Annotated in this window: 14 protein-coding genes; 10 read left to right on the top strand and 4 right to left on the bottom strand. The window is 45.2% G+C overall.

Annotation, left to right across the window (positions count from 1 at the left end; translation table 11 throughout):
• From SDE_RS19705 to SDE_RS19685, 5 genes are all read left to right on the top strand, one after another.
• Window positions 1–531: a hypothetical protein gene (locus tag SDE_RS19705; RefSeq protein WP_011470242.1), complete on the top strand. Its 531-nt coding sequence runs from the start codon at window positions 1–3 to the stop codon at window positions 529–531.
• Window positions 532–708: 177 nt separating this feature from the next.
• Window positions 709–942 (top strand): hypothetical protein, encoded by a 234-nt coding sequence (locus SDE_RS19700; protein ID WP_049762726.1) that lies wholly within the window; start codon window positions 709–711, stop codon window positions 940–942.
• On the top strand, window positions 926–1,399 hold the full coding sequence (locus SDE_RS19695; RefSeq protein ID WP_049762724.1) for a hypothetical protein: 474 nt from the start codon (window positions 926–928) through the stop codon (window positions 1,397–1,399). The genes SDE_RS19700 and SDE_RS19695 overlap by 17 nt, the downstream gene beginning before the upstream one ends.
• A 164-nt stretch (window positions 1,400–1,563) precedes the next feature.
• On the top strand, window positions 1,564–1,965 hold the full coding sequence (locus tag SDE_RS19690) for a hypothetical protein (RefSeq protein WP_226986452.1): 402 nt from the start codon (window positions 1,564–1,566) through the stop codon (window positions 1,963–1,965).
• Window positions 1,966–2,010: 45 nt separating this feature from the next.
• Entirely contained in the window at window positions 2,011–2,466 is a 456-nt protein-coding gene (locus SDE_RS19685) for a hypothetical protein (RefSeq protein WP_143710929.1), read from the top strand.
• A gap of 106 nt (window positions 2,467–2,572) precedes the next feature.
• Here the strand turns inward: SDE_RS19685 and SDE_RS19680 are convergent, their stop codons facing one another.
• From SDE_RS19680 to SDE_RS21645, 4 genes are all read right to left on the bottom strand, one after another.
• Complete coding sequence (locus SDE_RS19680) at window positions 2,573–5,689, bottom strand: efflux RND transporter permease subunit (RefSeq protein WP_011470238.1); 3,117 nt, start codon at window positions 5,687–5,689, stop codon at window positions 2,573–2,575.
• Window positions 5,690–5,720: 31 nt separating this feature from the next.
• Window positions 5,721–6,827 carry an efflux RND transporter periplasmic adaptor subunit gene (locus SDE_RS19675; RefSeq protein ID WP_011470237.1) on the bottom strand — a complete coding sequence of 369 codons (1,107 nt, stop codon included), beginning with the start codon at window positions 6,825–6,827 and terminating at the stop codon, window positions 5,721–5,723.
• A 20-nt stretch (window positions 6,828–6,847) separates the two neighbouring features.
• The gene (locus SDE_RS19670) at window positions 6,848–8,095 is read right to left on the bottom strand and encodes a TolC family protein (RefSeq protein WP_011470236.1); all 1,248 of its coding nucleotides are present in this window, start codon (window positions 8,093–8,095) and stop codon (window positions 6,848–6,850) included.
• 99 nt (window positions 8,096–8,194) lie between these two features.
• The gene (locus SDE_RS21645) at window positions 8,195–8,548 is read right to left on the bottom strand and encodes a hypothetical protein (RefSeq protein WP_011470235.1); all 354 of its coding nucleotides are present in this window, start codon (window positions 8,546–8,548) and stop codon (window positions 8,195–8,197) included.
• A gap of 245 nt (window positions 8,549–8,793) precedes the next feature.
• Here SDE_RS21645 and uvrD point away from each other — a divergent pair, with 245 nt between their 5' ends.
• From uvrD to SDE_RS19640, 5 genes are all read left to right on the top strand, one after another.
• Window positions 8,794–10,968 carry a DNA helicase II gene (uvrD, locus tag SDE_RS19660; protein ID WP_011470234.1) on the top strand — a complete coding sequence of 725 codons (2,175 nt, stop codon included), beginning with the start codon at window positions 8,794–8,796 and terminating at the stop codon, window positions 10,966–10,968.
• 58 nt (window positions 10,969–11,026) lie between these two features.
• Complete coding sequence (locus tag SDE_RS19655) at window positions 11,027–12,163, top strand: TRAP transporter substrate-binding protein (protein ID WP_011470233.1); 1,137 nt, start codon at window positions 11,027–11,029, stop codon at window positions 12,161–12,163.
• Window positions 12,164–12,227: 64 nt separating this feature from the next.
• Entirely contained in the window at window positions 12,228–13,880 is a 1,653-nt protein-coding gene (locus tag SDE_RS19650; RefSeq protein WP_143710928.1) for a hypothetical protein, read from the top strand.
• 110 nt (window positions 13,881–13,990) lie between these two features.
• Entirely contained in the window at window positions 13,991–14,428 is a 438-nt protein-coding gene (locus SDE_RS19645; protein WP_011470231.1) for a hypothetical protein, read from the top strand.
• A gap of 243 nt (window positions 14,429–14,671) precedes the next feature.
• Window positions 14,672–14,881 carry a cold-shock protein gene (locus tag SDE_RS19640; RefSeq protein WP_011470230.1) on the top strand — a complete coding sequence of 70 codons (210 nt, stop codon included), beginning with the start codon at window positions 14,672–14,674 and terminating at the stop codon, window positions 14,879–14,881.
• Window positions 14,882–14,930 lie beyond the last annotated feature (49 nt).

Genomic DNA, 14,930 nt, shown 5'->3' with positions numbered 1-14,930 from the left:
ATGTGGAAAAAAAAGCCGTTATATGACCTTAATACTCCCCCTTCTAGGATCGTTTCATATACCGATCTGCCCCCGGGGTGCCGAGTTCTTAAAGTATTTAATTTGTCCGAAGATACAGATGAAGATAGGATAATTTTTATAGACAATAATGGTTTGTTGTCTATTTTATATGTCTCAGAAAGTATTTTGGCTAGTGGGCAGCCACTTAGCGTTAATGTTCAAACGGATGTAACGTTTCAATTTCTTTCATGGTTTCCAGAAGCACTAGTTGAGTTCATGAAGCCTCCAGCTGATGGGGGGCTTCATGCGGGAGCAATGATTACTGCCGATGAGAATGTTGATGGTGAAATGTTAAGTATTTATAGAATCCAATCACCGTCTGGATACGGTGTTATAAATAGGTCAAGGTGCCATTGGAGGTATAACCCAGAGATAACTTTTGAAGATCAGCGTGTACGCTTCACGGATTATGTCCTGTTTAACGCAGGGATGCTAGATTGGATGAAGGCTGGCAGCTGGAGAAATGATTAATAAATCAATTGGTTGCTAATAGCTATGGCAAGGATAAATCCATTGTTGGACTGCTAAGTACATTGATAGAGGTGGATTGAGATTTTCGGTATGGGGGTGAATAAACCGAAATGCAAATCACATGAATGCGCTGTAAAAATAGATTCATATAAACGATTGCCAACCAGTTGAAGTGTGATGAGTGTTTTTAATAGATATAGTGATTCCAAAGCCGCAAGAATATACTTTGTTAAAAATAACGGCTTTCTTTCTATTCTTGAAGTGTCTGACCATACCCTAAAAGACGGCACCCCATTTTATATCTGCGCGCAAACTGATGTTACTTTTACATTCCTTGAGTGGTTCCCTCGGGCGTTAAGCGATTTTGTTCGCCCACCTGTAGAGGGTGGGTTACATGCAGGGGCAACATAAAAAAGACGCCGACTATATGATGGTCGTTGTCGACACTGAAAAAGCCGCCCCAATTACCGGCGTAGCAAGCGTATCAGCAACATTCGAGAATGTCAGCGAATTCGCCAATAGGGAACTGCCAAAGGAGTTTTCTAAGAGCTTTACTGATTTAACAATGAATGCAGAATATCAGAAAAAATATAACGAGCTATTTTCTGCTGCTCTTCAAGAGGGCGCGTTTAAAAATAAGTGGAAGCCTTCTGAGAATGAATTTTCAGCCTATTTGGAGCGTAGCGGAGTTGATTCGGATTCGATAGATGTATTGACAAATAGGCTAGGTATGCACAAAACAATTGGGAATAATCAATATTATGAAGGTAATGGATTAACTAAAAATAAGAGTGAACAATCTGATAAAAAATACGGCGTGGTAGAAACATTAAATTTCGAAAGAAAAAAATTGATCTTCAAAAGCTAAAAGATAATGGTGCCATTAAGATAATGGCAATAGGTTAATATATGTGGAAAAGAAAACCGAAATATGAACTAAATGAGCCCATCACTAAAATTTCTAACCATAGAGATCTGCCGGTCGGATGTGAAGTACTAGCAAATTTTAATAAGGATGAAGACTCGAGCATTATGTTTGTGAAAAACAACGGCTTTCTTTCCATTCTTGAAGTGTCTGACCATACCCTAAAAGACGGCACCCCATTTTATATCTGCGCGCAAACTGATGTTACTTTTACATTCCTTGAGTGGTTCCCTCGGGCGTTAAGCGATTTTGTTCGCCCACCTGCAGAGGGTGGGCTACATGCAGGGGCAATGATTACTGCAGATGAAGATGTTGATGGTGAAATGCTAAGCATTTGTAGATTAACTATTCCATCTGGGTATAAGTTAATTAATAGATCTCGTTGCTATTGGAAGTTCTTGGGAACGAAAACTTTTAGAGAGCAGTCGGTAGAGTTCGAAGATGAAATTCTTTTCGACGGGGGAATACTTAAGTGGATGGAATCCGGCGAGTGGAAAGCGTTGATTTAACGCTCTTAAGATATAGTCTACTCAAATTTGGCTGTGATATAAAACGTGAAATCTAGTTTTAACCCCCATCGCATTATCTTATCTAAACCCTATTCTGGTAGTGAGCTAGTTGAGCTTAATAGTTTTACGGGGATGATCGACAATGTGGTCGGTTTTAAAGGAAAGCCTGCGGGGAATTGTTGTTGCGTCAAGGGGCAATGGGTAGTTCTATTTTGCACTGGGGGAAGCCTTTTTCTTCAAATAGGGTTGGATAAATGGAGTTTGGCTTGCAACGATGTGGAGGTTAAATATTTTCATCGATTGGAGAGTAAAAAGACTTACTTTGAAGTAGGTAATAAACAGAATTCCTTTTCTATCGAATATAAATCTTGGTGGGCAGGTATTCCAAGTTTTGAGCCTGTTGAGCCAGAAATGGATGCGGATGAAGACTATTTGGCCTATATTTTTTCTATCTGGAGAGATAAGCAGCTAATACAAAGTCTAATTTCAGAATGGACTTAAAAATTATGAATACTTTTAAGTCCATTCTGAAAAATAAGCAAAAGCCCACAAAGATTTTGACACTCCCCGTGGGCACTCAAAAATAGCGGTCTCCTGTCTCCTGTCCCTAGAATCTCTCTCTAGCTCTAACCCAGTAATATAAACTCGGCAATACAAACAAGGTTAACAGCGTAGATGAAATAATTCCGCCTATTACTACTGTGGCTAAGGGTCTTTGTACTTCTGCGCCGGTGCCAATGTTTAATGCCATGGGCACAAAGCCTAAGCCTGCAACGAGTGCGGTCATTAACACTGGGCGTAAGCGAGTAAGGGCGCCTTGGGTAACGGCTTGGTATAGATTGTTATCTCTATGCCACAGGTCGCGAATAAAACTTAACATAACTAAGCCATTGAGCACGGCAATACCAGAGAGAGCAATAAAACCCACGCCAGCAGAAATAGATAGCGGCATATCGCGCAGCCACAGAGCCAGTACGCCACCGGTTAACGCTAGTGGTACGCCGGTAAAAATAATTAGCGCATCTTTTAACGACGCAAATGCAATTGTTAGGATTATAAGAATAAGCGCAAGTGTTGCCGGTACCACAATACTTAAACGCTTGCTGGCAGATTGCATTTTTTCGAAGGTGCCGCCGTAATCACGCCAATAGCCAGAGGGCAGCGGAACGTTGGCATTTAAGGTTTGGCGCGCTTCGTTTACAAAACTCCCTAGGTCGCGACCGCGTACATTGGCTGTTACTACTACGCGGCGCTTGCCATTTTCGCGGCTAATTTGGTTGGGGGCGTCGAGCATTTTAATATCGGCTATTTCACCTAATGGTACGTAATCGCCTATGCCTGTGGCCAGCGGAACCGGCAGCGCTTGAAGGCCGTGTATATTGGTGCGCAGGTTCTCTGGTAAGCGCACAATAAGCTCGAACCGGCGATCGCCTTGATACAATATGCCAGCATGTTTACCGCCAATTGCTACGGCAACATAATTCTGTACATCCATTACTGTTAAGCCATAGCGCCCTAATTGCTTGCGCTTAGGTAGTAATGTAAGTGTAGGTAAGCCCTCAATTTGTTCTACTCGGGCGTCGGCTACGCCATCTAAGGTTTGTAGTACGGCGAGTACTTTATTGGCCTGATCGAGTAACACATCTAAATCGTCGCCAAATATTTTTACGCCTAAGTCTGCGCGCACACCAGAAATAAGCTCGTTAAAGCGCATTTCAATTGGTTGGGTAAACTCATAATTGTTACCCGGTAAAGTTTTTACCGCTTGTTCTATTTCGGCAAAGAGTTGTTGTCGCGCTTTGCTCGGGTTGGGCCATTGGTCGCGTGGTTTTAATATAATAAAATTATCTGCAACGTTAGGTGGCATCGGGTCATTGGCAACTTCTGCAGTACCCAGCCTTGCAAATACTTTATCCACCTCGGCAAATGTTTTTATTTTTGCTTCCAGTACTTCTTGCATGGCTACGGCTTGGTCTACACCGGTACCAGGTATACGCATAGCGTGCAGGGCAATATCGCCTTCATCTAGCCTTGGCACAAATTCTGTGCCCAGTGTGGTGGCTAGCCATATGCAAAACGTAACAAGTAATGTTGCCGATGCGCAAACAATCTTGGGCGCTTTTATCGCGCGTTTAAGCAGCGGTTGGTAGATTTTTTTACTTTGAGTAATAACGACACTTTCTTTTTCTGACACCGGTTTGCGCAAGCAAAGTGCTACTGCTGCTGGCACAAGAGTAAGAGAAAAAATCATAGCGGCAAGCAGGGCGATAACTACTGTTGCGGCCATAGGGTGAAACATTTTTCCCTCAACACCGGTAAGTGAAAATATAGGAATATACACAACAGTAATAATGGCTACGCCAAATAGGCTGGGCCGAATAACTTCGTTAGTTGCATGATAGACAAGCTCTAACCTTTCGCGTAGCGGCAGCTGTTGTGGGTGTTGCTTGTAGTGCAGCGATAAACGCCGTACTGCGTTCTCTACAATAATAACGGCACCATCCACTATTAACCCAAAGTCTAACGCGCCCAAACTCATTAGGTTTGCGGATACGCCGGCTTGTACCATACCAGTAATAGTGGCGAGCATAGTGAGCGGGATAACGGCCGCAGTAATAAGCGCGGCACGAATATTCCCCAATAGAAAAAATAAAACCGCAATTACCAGTAGTGCGCCTTCTAGTAAGTTTTTGGTAACTGTATTTATTGCTTTATCTACCAGCGTGGTGCGGGTATATACCGCTTCGGTGTAAACACCCTGAGGTAGCGATAGCTGAATATTTTGTAACTCGGCGGCAACATCGCGCGCAACTGTGCGGGAGTTTTCGCCTATTAGCATCATGGCAGTGCCTAAAACAGTTTCCTTGCCGTTTTGAGTGGCAGCGCCAGTGCGTAATTCTTTGCCAATGGCAACCTCGGCAATGTCTGTTACACGTATTGGGGCACCATCTACTTGATGAACAATAACCTGTTTAATGTGGTCTAGTGATTCCAGTTGACCTTGCGAGCGCACCAAAAGCTGTTGGCCGTTAGTTTCAATGTAACCTGCACCTGTGTTTAGGTTGTTGTTTTCTAGTGCTGTGGCAAGTTGTTGCAGGCTAATGCCAAATTGCAATAACTTTTGAGGCTGTGGGGTAATATGGTATTGCTTGTTGTAACCACCAATACTGTTTACTTCTACTACACCTTTTACCCGTGTTAATTGCGGTTTAATAATCCAGTCTTGAATTTCTCTTAATGCCATTGCGTCTATGGGGTTACCGTTGGCAAGTGTGGCGTTGGGCTCGGCCTGTACTGTGTACATAAATACTTCGCCGAGGCCGGTAGAAATTGGTCCTAGCTGAGGCTCTATGTTTGCAGGTAGGCTATTACTTAACGCACTTAAACGTTGGTTAATTAAGTTGCGTGCAAAATAAATATCTGTGCCGTCTTCAAATACAGCGGTTACCTGCGATAGGCCATAGCGCGATAGAGAGCGTGTATAAGTTAGCTTAGGTATACCCGCCAATGCGTTTTCTATGGGGTAGGTAATACGCTGCTCGGTTTCAATTGGGGAGTACCCAAGCGCTTCGGTATTTATTTGAACCTGCACATTGGTTATATCGGGTACGGCATCGATAGGCAATTTTTGGTAGCTCCATAAGCCGGCGCTAACAATTACAATAATAAAACTTAATATAAGCACTCGCCGCTCTATAGCGAGGCGTAAAATGGCATCAATCATAATGGGCTCATCTCTACTTATCGCAATAGGGTTAGTGAACGTGCTCGGCGCCGGCTTTTAAAATATCGGCTTTTATCAAAAAACTGTTTTGCGAAACGTAATGTTCGTCTGCGTGCAAACCGGCTAGCACTTCGGTGAAGCGGCCATCGGTTTTGCCAAGTTGTAGAGGTTTAAAGGTGTAACTATCGCCTTGCTGCACAAATACGCCGGTGCCGTCCGGCAGGGTTTGAATGGCTTCATTGGCTACGGCTAAGTTCACCGTGTGTGTTTCTGTGGTTATGCGGCCTTCTACTAGCACGCCGGGCGATAAGTCGCCATGGGTGTTACTTACTTCTGCGCGCGCTAATACATAGGGTTTATTATCACCTGCCGGTACCAAGTGGTTAATAGTGGCTGCAATGGTGGTGTTTGCTAAAACAATATGCACTTCTTGCCCTGCTTTAATTTTTTGTTTTTGCGCGGGGAATACTTTTAGTTCTGCCCACAGTGTGTCGTACCGTGCAATAGAAAATAGCTCTTGTTCACCTGTCATTTCGCCTGCGTTCGCGTGGCGTTGAATAATCGTTCCGCTGATGGGGGCGAGTATGGCATAACGTTTAAGGCTTTCGTTCGATTCTATTTCAGCAAGCACATCCCCTTGTTGTACATAATCGCCAATATTGGCTTTAACCGAATAAATTACGCCGGCAAACCTAGCGCGTACATGGCTAAGTTGCTCCGGTGCGGTTGTTAACGTGCCGTAGCTGATGGTTTGGTGGTGTAAAGTTACAGGCCCTGCGCTGCTGGTTTTAATGCCTACCTGTTTTGCTAGTGCGGCGGGAATAGTAGAGCTTTCATCGTGGTGGTGTTCGTCGTCGTGATGATGCTCATCTTCGTGATCTTTATGATCATCGTGCTCGTTATGTGAATCTTGCTTGTGTGCGTGCTCGTGAGTATCGGCGTGGTCGTGTTTATCGTTATGTTGTTGCGAATAATATTGCTCTAACGATTCGTGTTCGTGCTCATGGTGAGAATGATGTTTTACGTCTTCTGTTTGGTGGTTGTGGCCTGCTTGCTCGGCATGGGCAGTATTTGTAATACCGGTATAGAGCAATGCGTGCATAGAAAGTATTAAAAACGTCTTGTTGTAGTTTTTCATAGTTGTTAATCCGTAATTATTTAGTGCTTTGGCAGCGCTTGCCCAGTTAGCTGTTCAATCATTGTTTGTTGATTGTGTGCATCTGCGGCGGTTTGAATGAGTTGGTGATTTGCTTCAAGTAAATCCTGCTGTGCGGCTAACCAATCGCGGTAACTGTAGCGTCCACTCTCGTAGGCTTGCTGAGTAAGCGCCAGCGCCTGTTGCAAGTTGGGCAGTATGTTTTGTTGTAGTGTATGTGCAGCGTTAATTGCGTTGTTGCGCAGGTGGTAGGCTTTAAATAACACTTCCTGCAGTTGCAGTTTTTGATGTTGTTGTTGATAGACAAGCTCATCTTGTTTGGCTTGCTGGGCATTCATTGAATGACGATTTCGCTTGCTACTGCCAAGCGGCATGCTCACCGCGGCGACTAAACCCGTGTCGCCGGTTGATGCAAAAGACCGAACGCCTAGCTGCCATTCGATGTCACTACTCGCTTGGCTACTTATTAATTGATACTGGGCCTTGGCAATACGCTGCTCGCTGGTTAGCTGCGCAATTGCGGGGCCTTGCTCAATACTAGCAAGCAAGTTTTGCCAGGTTTGCGCGGGTGCAAAGGTATAGAGTTCACCTTGTACTCTGTTAAAGCTAGCTGCAGGTTCGCCCCAGTTTTTAGCGAGTTGAGTAAAGCGTATTGTTAATTCGGTTTTCAGTGTTTGCGCTTGCAGCTTAGTTTGGCTAAGCGCCGCTTTTGCACGCAGTACATCGGCTTCTGGTGCAGCGCCCAATTCTGCACGCTTGGTTACACTAGTGAGAGTTGTTTGTGCGAGTTGTACAGAATAGTTTGCAAGGCTTACTTGTTCTTGAAGTGCCAGTGCATTTATAAAATCGCGCGAAAGATTGCCAAGTACGTCTAGGGTTTCAATTTGTTGTTGCGCTAAGGCTAATTGTTGTTGCGCATCGACAACGGTAATGCGGGCGTTTTGCTTGTCGCCAAGTTCAATTGCCGATGACAGCGCCAATGTAATCTCTGCCGAATCCGTACCGGCAATTTCGCCGCTGCCGGCAAAATTCTCGGCTTCTAGCGCCAAAGTAAATTGTGGTTTTAGTTGTGCTTGCTTACGCTGCGCGGTTAGCGCCTTATGTTTAAATTCAAAGCCGCGCAGCTGCGGGTTGTGGCTAAGCGTTTTTTCTATTGCCTGAGGCAAGGTTAGCGTTTGAGCGTGTGCGGTGCCAAAAGTTACCGCGCACAAGGTGGCGGCAAACACCAATAAATAGCGTATTAAGTGCATGGAGTTATCCTGCAGTTTAGTTTTAACAAAAGTTTGTAGCGTTATTTGTAGCGCTAATTGCGTACGCGCCAATTAAAAGGCGGTTTTGGGGTGCGAAAACTAAAGAATGGGAGGGCGGTAAAGGCTGGTGCTGCGATTAATGGGGGCGGCAGTAGCGTGCTGCGGAATTTGTATTGTGGGTGAGCTTATAACTAATACTAGCTCGCGACCAACAAAGGGCGTGCCGTGAGCGCCGTGGCAGCAGTGATGATCGCAGTTGTGACAGTCCGATGTACCAGAGTCGCTAGCTTGGCTGGCGCCTTTAAGGTTTACGGTGTGTAGAGAATTATCACTAAGGTGCTTGTCGGCCTCTAGCGCGTTACCTAGCTGGTGCCACTGATGGGCGTCTGCCATAGCCATTGTTGTTTGCAGGGCAAACAGGGCGAGCAGTATGTAGGTAAGGCGTTTTAGCATAACGGTATTAAATGGAGCCTGTTCCAGCGCGTAAACCTAAAGTTGGGTGGCCCATCCTAGCTATCTCTTCAAGTTAAATAAAGCCCGAAAGCCGCAATTTTAACTTTATTCGGTGAGTGGAAAGTGGGTGCCTAAGCTGTATTGCCCCAATCTTGGGCTGAGATTAGTAGGGATTAATTGAAATTGCTGTCTATTTATACATGTTTCCTCTCGCCAGCTTGGGCGAATAAGGTACAATGCCGGCCATGGACGTATCTTACTTACTTGACGGTTTAAATGAGCCCCAGCGCGAAGCGGTATCCGCCCCGCTGGGTAATATTCTTGTGCTTGCGGGGGCTGGCAGCGGTAAAACGCGAGTGCTGGTGCACCGTATCGCCTGGCATATTCAGGTGGAAGGCCTTTCGCCCCACCAGATTATGGCGGTAACCTTTACCAATAAGGCCGCGCGCGAAATGCGTTCGCGCCTAGATGAGATTATGGGTGAGCGCTTAGGCCCTAGTGGCGTGCGCAGTATGTGGGTAGGTACCTTCCACGGTATTGCTCACCGCTTATTAAAGGCCCACTGGCAAGAAGCCGGTTTGCCACAAAACTTCCAAATATTGGATAGCGACGATCAACTGCGCGTAGTTAAGCGCGTTTATCAAGAGCTGCAAATTGACGACAGTCGCTTCCCGTTCAAGCAAGCCCAGTGGTTTATTAACGGTCAAAAAGACGAAGGTATTCGGCCGCAATATATTCAAGAGGGGCACGACCCGTTCCTTGCCACCATGAAGCAGGTATACGCCGCCTACGAAGAAGCCTGCGCGCGTGCTGGTGTGGTGGATTTCGCCGAGCTGCTATTGCGATCCCACGAGTTGTGGTTAAAAAATCCCACGTTGCTTAAACACTACCAAAACCGTTTTCGCGCCTTGCTGGTGGACGAATTTCAAGATACCAACTCGGTACAGTATGCCTGGTTGCGGGTGCTGGCAGGGCCAGAGGGCTGTATTACGGCGGTAGGTGACGACGACCAATCTATTTACGGTTGGCGCGGTGCCAAAATAGAAAATATTCAGCAGTTTGAAGTAGATTTTAAAAACGTAAACACCATTCGCTTAGAGCAAAACTACCGTTCTACGGGCACCATATTGGAAGCCGCCAACGCGGTTATTACCAATAACTCGCAGCGACTGGGTAAAAAACTGTGGACATCGGGCGCCGATGGCGAGCTTATCGATTTATATTCTGCATTTAATGAGCAAGATGAAGCGCGTTATATCGTCGAGCGCATTTCTGAATGGGTGAAAGATGGCGGCGCTCGCGAAGACGTTGCTGTGCTGTATCGCTCGAATGCTCAATCGCGGGTGCTAGAAGAAGCGTTTATTCGCGAAGGCATGGCGTACCGCATATACGGTGGTCAGCGATTCTACGAGCGCCTAGAAATTAAAAATGCCCTGGCCTATGGTCGACTCATTTTAAACCGCCAAGACGATGCCGCCTTTGAGCGGGTTATTAACACGCCAACGCGCGGTATAGGCAGCAAAACGGTGGATACTCTTCGCCTAATGGCGCGCGAGCAAGGCTTTAGCATGTACGAAGCCATGTTGGGCGCTATTCGCAATGGTGTATTTACCGCTCGCGCAACAAATGCATTAAAAGCGTTCGACGAATTGTTAAAGCTGTTAGAAGCCAGTATTGCTGCGGCGCGCTTGCCAGATCAAATGGATATTATTATTAATGAATCTGGCTTAAAAGATTTTCACGCAAAAGAAAAAGGTGAGCGCGGTCAGGCGCGACTAGAAAACTTGAACGAATTAGTTGTGGCCTGCGGCGCATTTAATGCCGAAGACGACGAGATATCTCCGCTGGCAGAATTTTTAGATCGCGCTGCGCTAGATGCCGGCGATCAACAAGCCGATGAGTACGAAGATGCGGTGCAAATGATGACTCTGCACAGCGCAAAGGGTTTGGAATTCCCGCTGGTCTTCTTGGTGGGCATGGAAGAAAACCTCTTCCCCCATAAAATGAGTATGGAAGATGCCGGTGGCTTAGAAGAGGAGCGTCGACTGGCTTATGTAGGCATTACCCGCGCTATGAAAAAGCTGGTGCTTACCTATGCAGAAAGCCGCCGCATGTATGGCAACGAAAATTTTAATGCTATATCGCGTTTTGTAAGGGAAATTCCTAAGCAGCTTGTTGAAGAAGTGCGTATTAACACTACCGTTACACGCCCCAGTAGTTACTCCACATCCCCATTGTTAACCGGCACAACCTCTACAGAAGGTTTTAGCCTAGGCCAAAGTGTGTACCACCCAATATTTGGCGACGGAGTAATCTTGCAGTTTGAGGGTCAGGGTCCCAGCGCGCGAGTGCAGGTAAACTTTAGTACCGAAGGCACCAAATGGTTGGTGCTACAGTATGCGAAGCTGGAAGCTATTTAATCGCTAACGTTGAGTGGCTAATTGCAAACTCAAAAAAGTAAAAAAATAATTAAAGAGAATGGAAATGGAAACGAGATATTCACCGGCTTGGTTGCCCGCGGCATTGCTTGCGGCGGTTGCTATAATTGGAGTATTGGCTACTGCCTTGGTAGTGCAAAAGTGCAAGGCGCCCCATAAGCAGCAGTTGGTGGGTGATGTGGTGCAACAGCAGCACTACGAATGGAAAATGGTAACCACTTGGCCTAAAAATTTCCCCGGCTTGGGCTTGGCGCCAGAAAATTTTGCCAAAATGGTTAACACCATGAGTAACGGTCGTTTAACGGTGAGCGTGCATGGCGCTAACGAAATTGTACCGGCGCTGGGCGTGTTTGGGGCTGTGTCTTCGGGTAGTGTGCAAATGGGGCACAGTGCTGCCTACTATTGGAAAGGTAAAATCCCCGCCGCTGTCTTTTTTACTTCTGTTCCTTTTGGTATGAACGCGCAAGAGCTAAACGGCTGGCTGCACTACGGTGGCGGTTTAGAATTGTGGCGCGAAACCTATGCACCGTTTAATTTAATTCCTTTTGCGGCGGGTAATACCGGTGTGCAAATGGGCGGCTGGTTTAATAAAGAAATAAACTCTATAAACGATTTACAGGGTTTAAAAATGCGCATCCCTGGGTTGGGCGGCGAAGTGTTTAGCCGCGCTGGCGGTACGGCAGTGAATATCCCTGGCGGTGAGCTGTATACTTCGCTGCAATCGGGTGTAATAGACGCAACCGAATGGGTTGGCCCCTACAACGATCTCGCATTTGGTTTTCATCAAATTGCAAAATACTACTACTACCCAGGCTGGCACGAACCTGGCCCCACATTAGAAATTATAGTTAACAAAGACGCCTACAACAGCCTGCCTGAAGATTTACAAAAAATAATAGAGGTTGCCGCCCGCGCGGTAAACCAAGATATGCTCGACGAATACACAGCGCGCAACAATGCCGCGTTGGCAGAGCTAGTAGAAAAACATAATGTAGATGTACGGCCCTACCCCGATGACGTAATTGCCAGTTTAAAAACACTGTCTGAAGAGGTGTTTGCTGAGTTGGCCGCGGATGATAAACAATTCGCAAAGGTATATGCATCCTATAGCGACTATTTAACCAAGGTGCGTAAATACCACGAAATTAGCGAGGAAGCTTATTTTGAAAAGAGGTGAAGTGTGAAGGCTGCGAGCGAATAGCAAAGCTCACAGTTTAATTATAATAATATGAGAGATGACAATGAAAACTATAATATTAAAACGATTGCTAGTCGTTACCCTAATTGTGCTAACCCAAGCCTGTGCAGTTGTACTGCCAACAGAAACCAATAACCCCGTAAAGCACCCCTTTAAGCCCGGTGAGGGCGCCGTTGTTGTATCCATAACGTCTAATTCTGCTCAGCTAAATTATGTAAGCAAAATAACGTTAGAGCAGGTATTACCGCCTAATTATGCAAGCGGTGCTAAAAAAGCTACCCCCACGCAATACTATTTGAACGACATTAAAAACATTAATCGCGATACTAGTTTTCTTGCGGGTAACCTACCAGCGGGGGAATATAAGTTAGTCGCACTGCAAGCACCTGTGGGTGCGCCGGGTACTGTGTCGTACTCGCTAAGAAATTTTAATACCTCTATCGTTGGCAATATTGTAGTAAAGCCAAATCAAATATCCGATTTAGGGCGCGTAGTGCTTACAGCTATAAACCTTAATGCTGGTATTGGGCGAAGCAAGCAGTATTTAGATAACGCAGAGCTTATTAAAAAATACTTGCCAGAGTGGACAGCCATAGAAACCTACACAGTGGATTCCGGTTGGCTAGAGCCGCGCAAAGACATTGATATCGCCGAGGGCTTTGCAACGATTTATCCGATAGGCATGAACGCGATAACCGATTTAGAGGCCGGTTATGTTGCTGGTGCGAGCCGCATGGGCACCATGCATGTTAGAACACCAAAGGGCTTTTGGAAAACAGTTGTACAAGCACCAGACTTTTTGCCTATTCGCTCTATAGCACTTCACCCAGATGACAATGTGCGATTTATTGTTGGTGCCGAGAGCGCAAAACTATTCAAAATAAACAAAGAATTTGAATTTATAGAAATAGATACAGGTAACCTTGTTAACGGTACTATTTTATTTATTGATCAAGATAAACAAACAAAGCGCTGGTACTTGGGTGTGCGTCAAGAGGCGCGCAGTGCCGATGATAAGCCACCAACATTGGCCGTCTATTATTCTGACGATTTAGAGTCGGGTGATTGGACTGCTTTAATAGAAGCATCGGTAGCGTGGAGCGCGTGGAGCGGCGAAACATATGCTTGGGTTTGGCCGCGTTCTAATGGTTTAGGTTTTGCCTCTACAGAAACCAGCTCGGTACATTGTTTTGATTACGTCTCACAAGCGTGGACACAATACCCCATACCAAACGATCAGCGCTTAATAGGGTTAACGGGCGGCGCCAACGATTCTATTGGCGTGTTGGCCGGTAAGAGTGGCGGTTTTGCCGGTGTATTTGCCAATACCTACTACACAACAAATTGTGGGGAGAGTTGGGTGCAAACCTATTCGCCTTATAAAGTTAAAGCTTCAGCGCCGTTAATGTTAGCCGACGGTACTGTTTTGGAAAAAGGTGGTGTATTTAGAGATGGTGGTATTTATGCAAGTAAAACACCGTGGGAAAAAGAAGGCTGGCAAAAAATATTAGATGACTCTGTATTGGCTGAATCAATTTACCTTACTGAAAAAGGTGACTTAATTATGATTTCTAACGGCCAGTGGGGGTGGGAAGCCATTCGCGGTTCGAGCGATGGTGGTAAAACCTGGACAATAGAAAAAAGTAGTTACAGCCAAAAAATGCAGGACGCAATAGACGGTAAAAAACAAAACTAAAGAAGAGTCTTGCTGGTATTAAATTGTAGGCCCGATAAGGCGAAGCCGCCATCGGGCTTTTTTATTCAGAAGTACCTTTAACAATATTAGCGTAGCGCAAGAGGGAAAACATGAACTATAAACGTTATGGTTATACTAGCCCTAAAAATCACGCAGTGGTTGGTTCGCCTAAGGTATTAGAATTTTACCTATTGTTTGGCGTGATGGCGTTTTCGTTTGGGATGCTGTATTACAATTTTGTTGGCTTATATATAGCTAGTAGCTTTGCATATGCTATTGCAGTAATACTCGGGGATATTGTTAAGCCAATTAAACACTATGCACTTCTTTTTATTGTGTTTACTAGTATTGCGTTCACTGTTTATTATGCGCCTTGGCTTTTTGAGGATACAGTCGTTGTGGAAGTAAGACGGTATCGCGATATAACAGAGTTAAGCTTTAACAAAGAAGCTTTTTACGCCTTTCTGTTCTTCCATGTTGCTACTGCTCAGTTAAGTTTACTTACTATCGCCAAGCGAGAGCCAAGCTGCAACGGAAATACCATTTAGTAAAAAACAGTAGTAAGTAACCAGATACGTATGCTGGTAGTTGAACTAATGTATGAAAATAAAGCTGTACATTAGCTCAACAGCTCTATACTATGGCTTCAGCTAGAAAGAAAGCCTCTTGTTTATACTCCATTTCGCTGTTTTATTCGTAATCCTCGTCCTGTAGTTTTTAAATTTCAGCCTATTTTCGCGCTATTCAAGCCTTTTGAAGGCAAACTTATATTTAAAATTCAGGATATTATTATGTCTAATACAACTACTGGTACAGTTAAATGGTTTAACGAATCTAAAGGTTTCGGCTTTATCGAGCAGAAATCTGGACCAGACGTTTTTGCACACTTCAGTGCAATTGCTAGCTCGGGTTTCAAAACCTTAGCTGAAGGCCAACAAGTTGAGTTCACTGTAACTCAAGGCCAAAAAGGTCCACAAGCTGAGAACATCGTCGCTATCTAAGCCTCGATCTCGCTTTTAAAAAAGGGCAAGCCTTATGGGGTTGCCCTTT

The organism is Saccharophagus degradans 2-40 (genome assembly GCF_000013665.1).
Taxonomy (GTDB): Bacteria; Pseudomonadota; Gammaproteobacteria; order Pseudomonadales; family Cellvibrionaceae; genus Saccharophagus; species Saccharophagus degradans.
This window is presented reverse-complemented; position numbering and strand designations above follow the sequence as displayed.

What these genes read in the sequence shown, in the direction of transcription:
- SDE_RS19705 (WP_011470242.1), top strand. Translation starts at nt 1, where the DNA reads ATGTGGAAAAAAAAGCCGTTATATGACCTTAATACTCCCCCTTCTAGG.
- SDE_RS19700 (WP_049762726.1), top strand. Translation starts at nt 709, where the DNA reads ATGAGTGTTTTTAATAGATATAGTGATTCCAAAGCCGCAAGAATATAC.
- SDE_RS19695 (WP_049762724.1), top strand. Translation starts at nt 926, where the DNA reads ATGCAGGGGCAACATAAAAAAGACGCCGACTATATGATGGTCGTTGTC.
- SDE_RS19690 (WP_226986452.1), top strand. Translation starts at nt 1,564, where the DNA reads ATGTTTGTGAAAAACAACGGCTTTCTTTCCATTCTTGAAGTGTCTGAC.
- SDE_RS19680 (WP_011470238.1), bottom strand. Translation starts at nt 5,689, where the DNA reads ATGATTGATGCCATTTTACGCCTCGCTATAGAGCGGCGAGTGCTTATA.
- SDE_RS19675 (WP_011470237.1), bottom strand. Translation starts at nt 6,827, where the DNA reads ATGAAAAACTACAACAAGACGTTTTTAATACTTTCTATGCACGCATTG.
- SDE_RS19670 (WP_011470236.1), bottom strand. Translation starts at nt 8,095, where the DNA reads ATGCACTTAATACGCTATTTATTGGTGTTTGCCGCCACCTTGTGCGCG.
- SDE_RS21645 (WP_011470235.1), bottom strand. Translation starts at nt 8,548, where the DNA reads ATGCTAAAACGCCTTACCTACATACTGCTCGCCCTGTTTGCCCTGCAA.
- uvrD (WP_011470234.1), top strand. Translation starts at nt 8,794, where the DNA reads ATGGACGTATCTTACTTACTTGACGGTTTAAATGAGCCCCAGCGCGAA.
- SDE_RS19655 (WP_011470233.1), top strand. Translation starts at nt 11,027, where the DNA reads ATGGAAATGGAAACGAGATATTCACCGGCTTGGTTGCCCGCGGCATTG.
- SDE_RS19650 (WP_143710928.1), top strand. Translation starts at nt 12,228, where the DNA reads ATGAAAACTATAATATTAAAACGATTGCTAGTCGTTACCCTAATTGTG.
- SDE_RS19645 (WP_011470231.1), top strand. Translation starts at nt 13,991, where the DNA reads ATGAACTATAAACGTTATGGTTATACTAGCCCTAAAAATCACGCAGTG.
- SDE_RS19640 (WP_011470230.1), top strand. Translation starts at nt 14,672, where the DNA reads ATGTCTAATACAACTACTGGTACAGTTAAATGGTTTAACGAATCTAAA.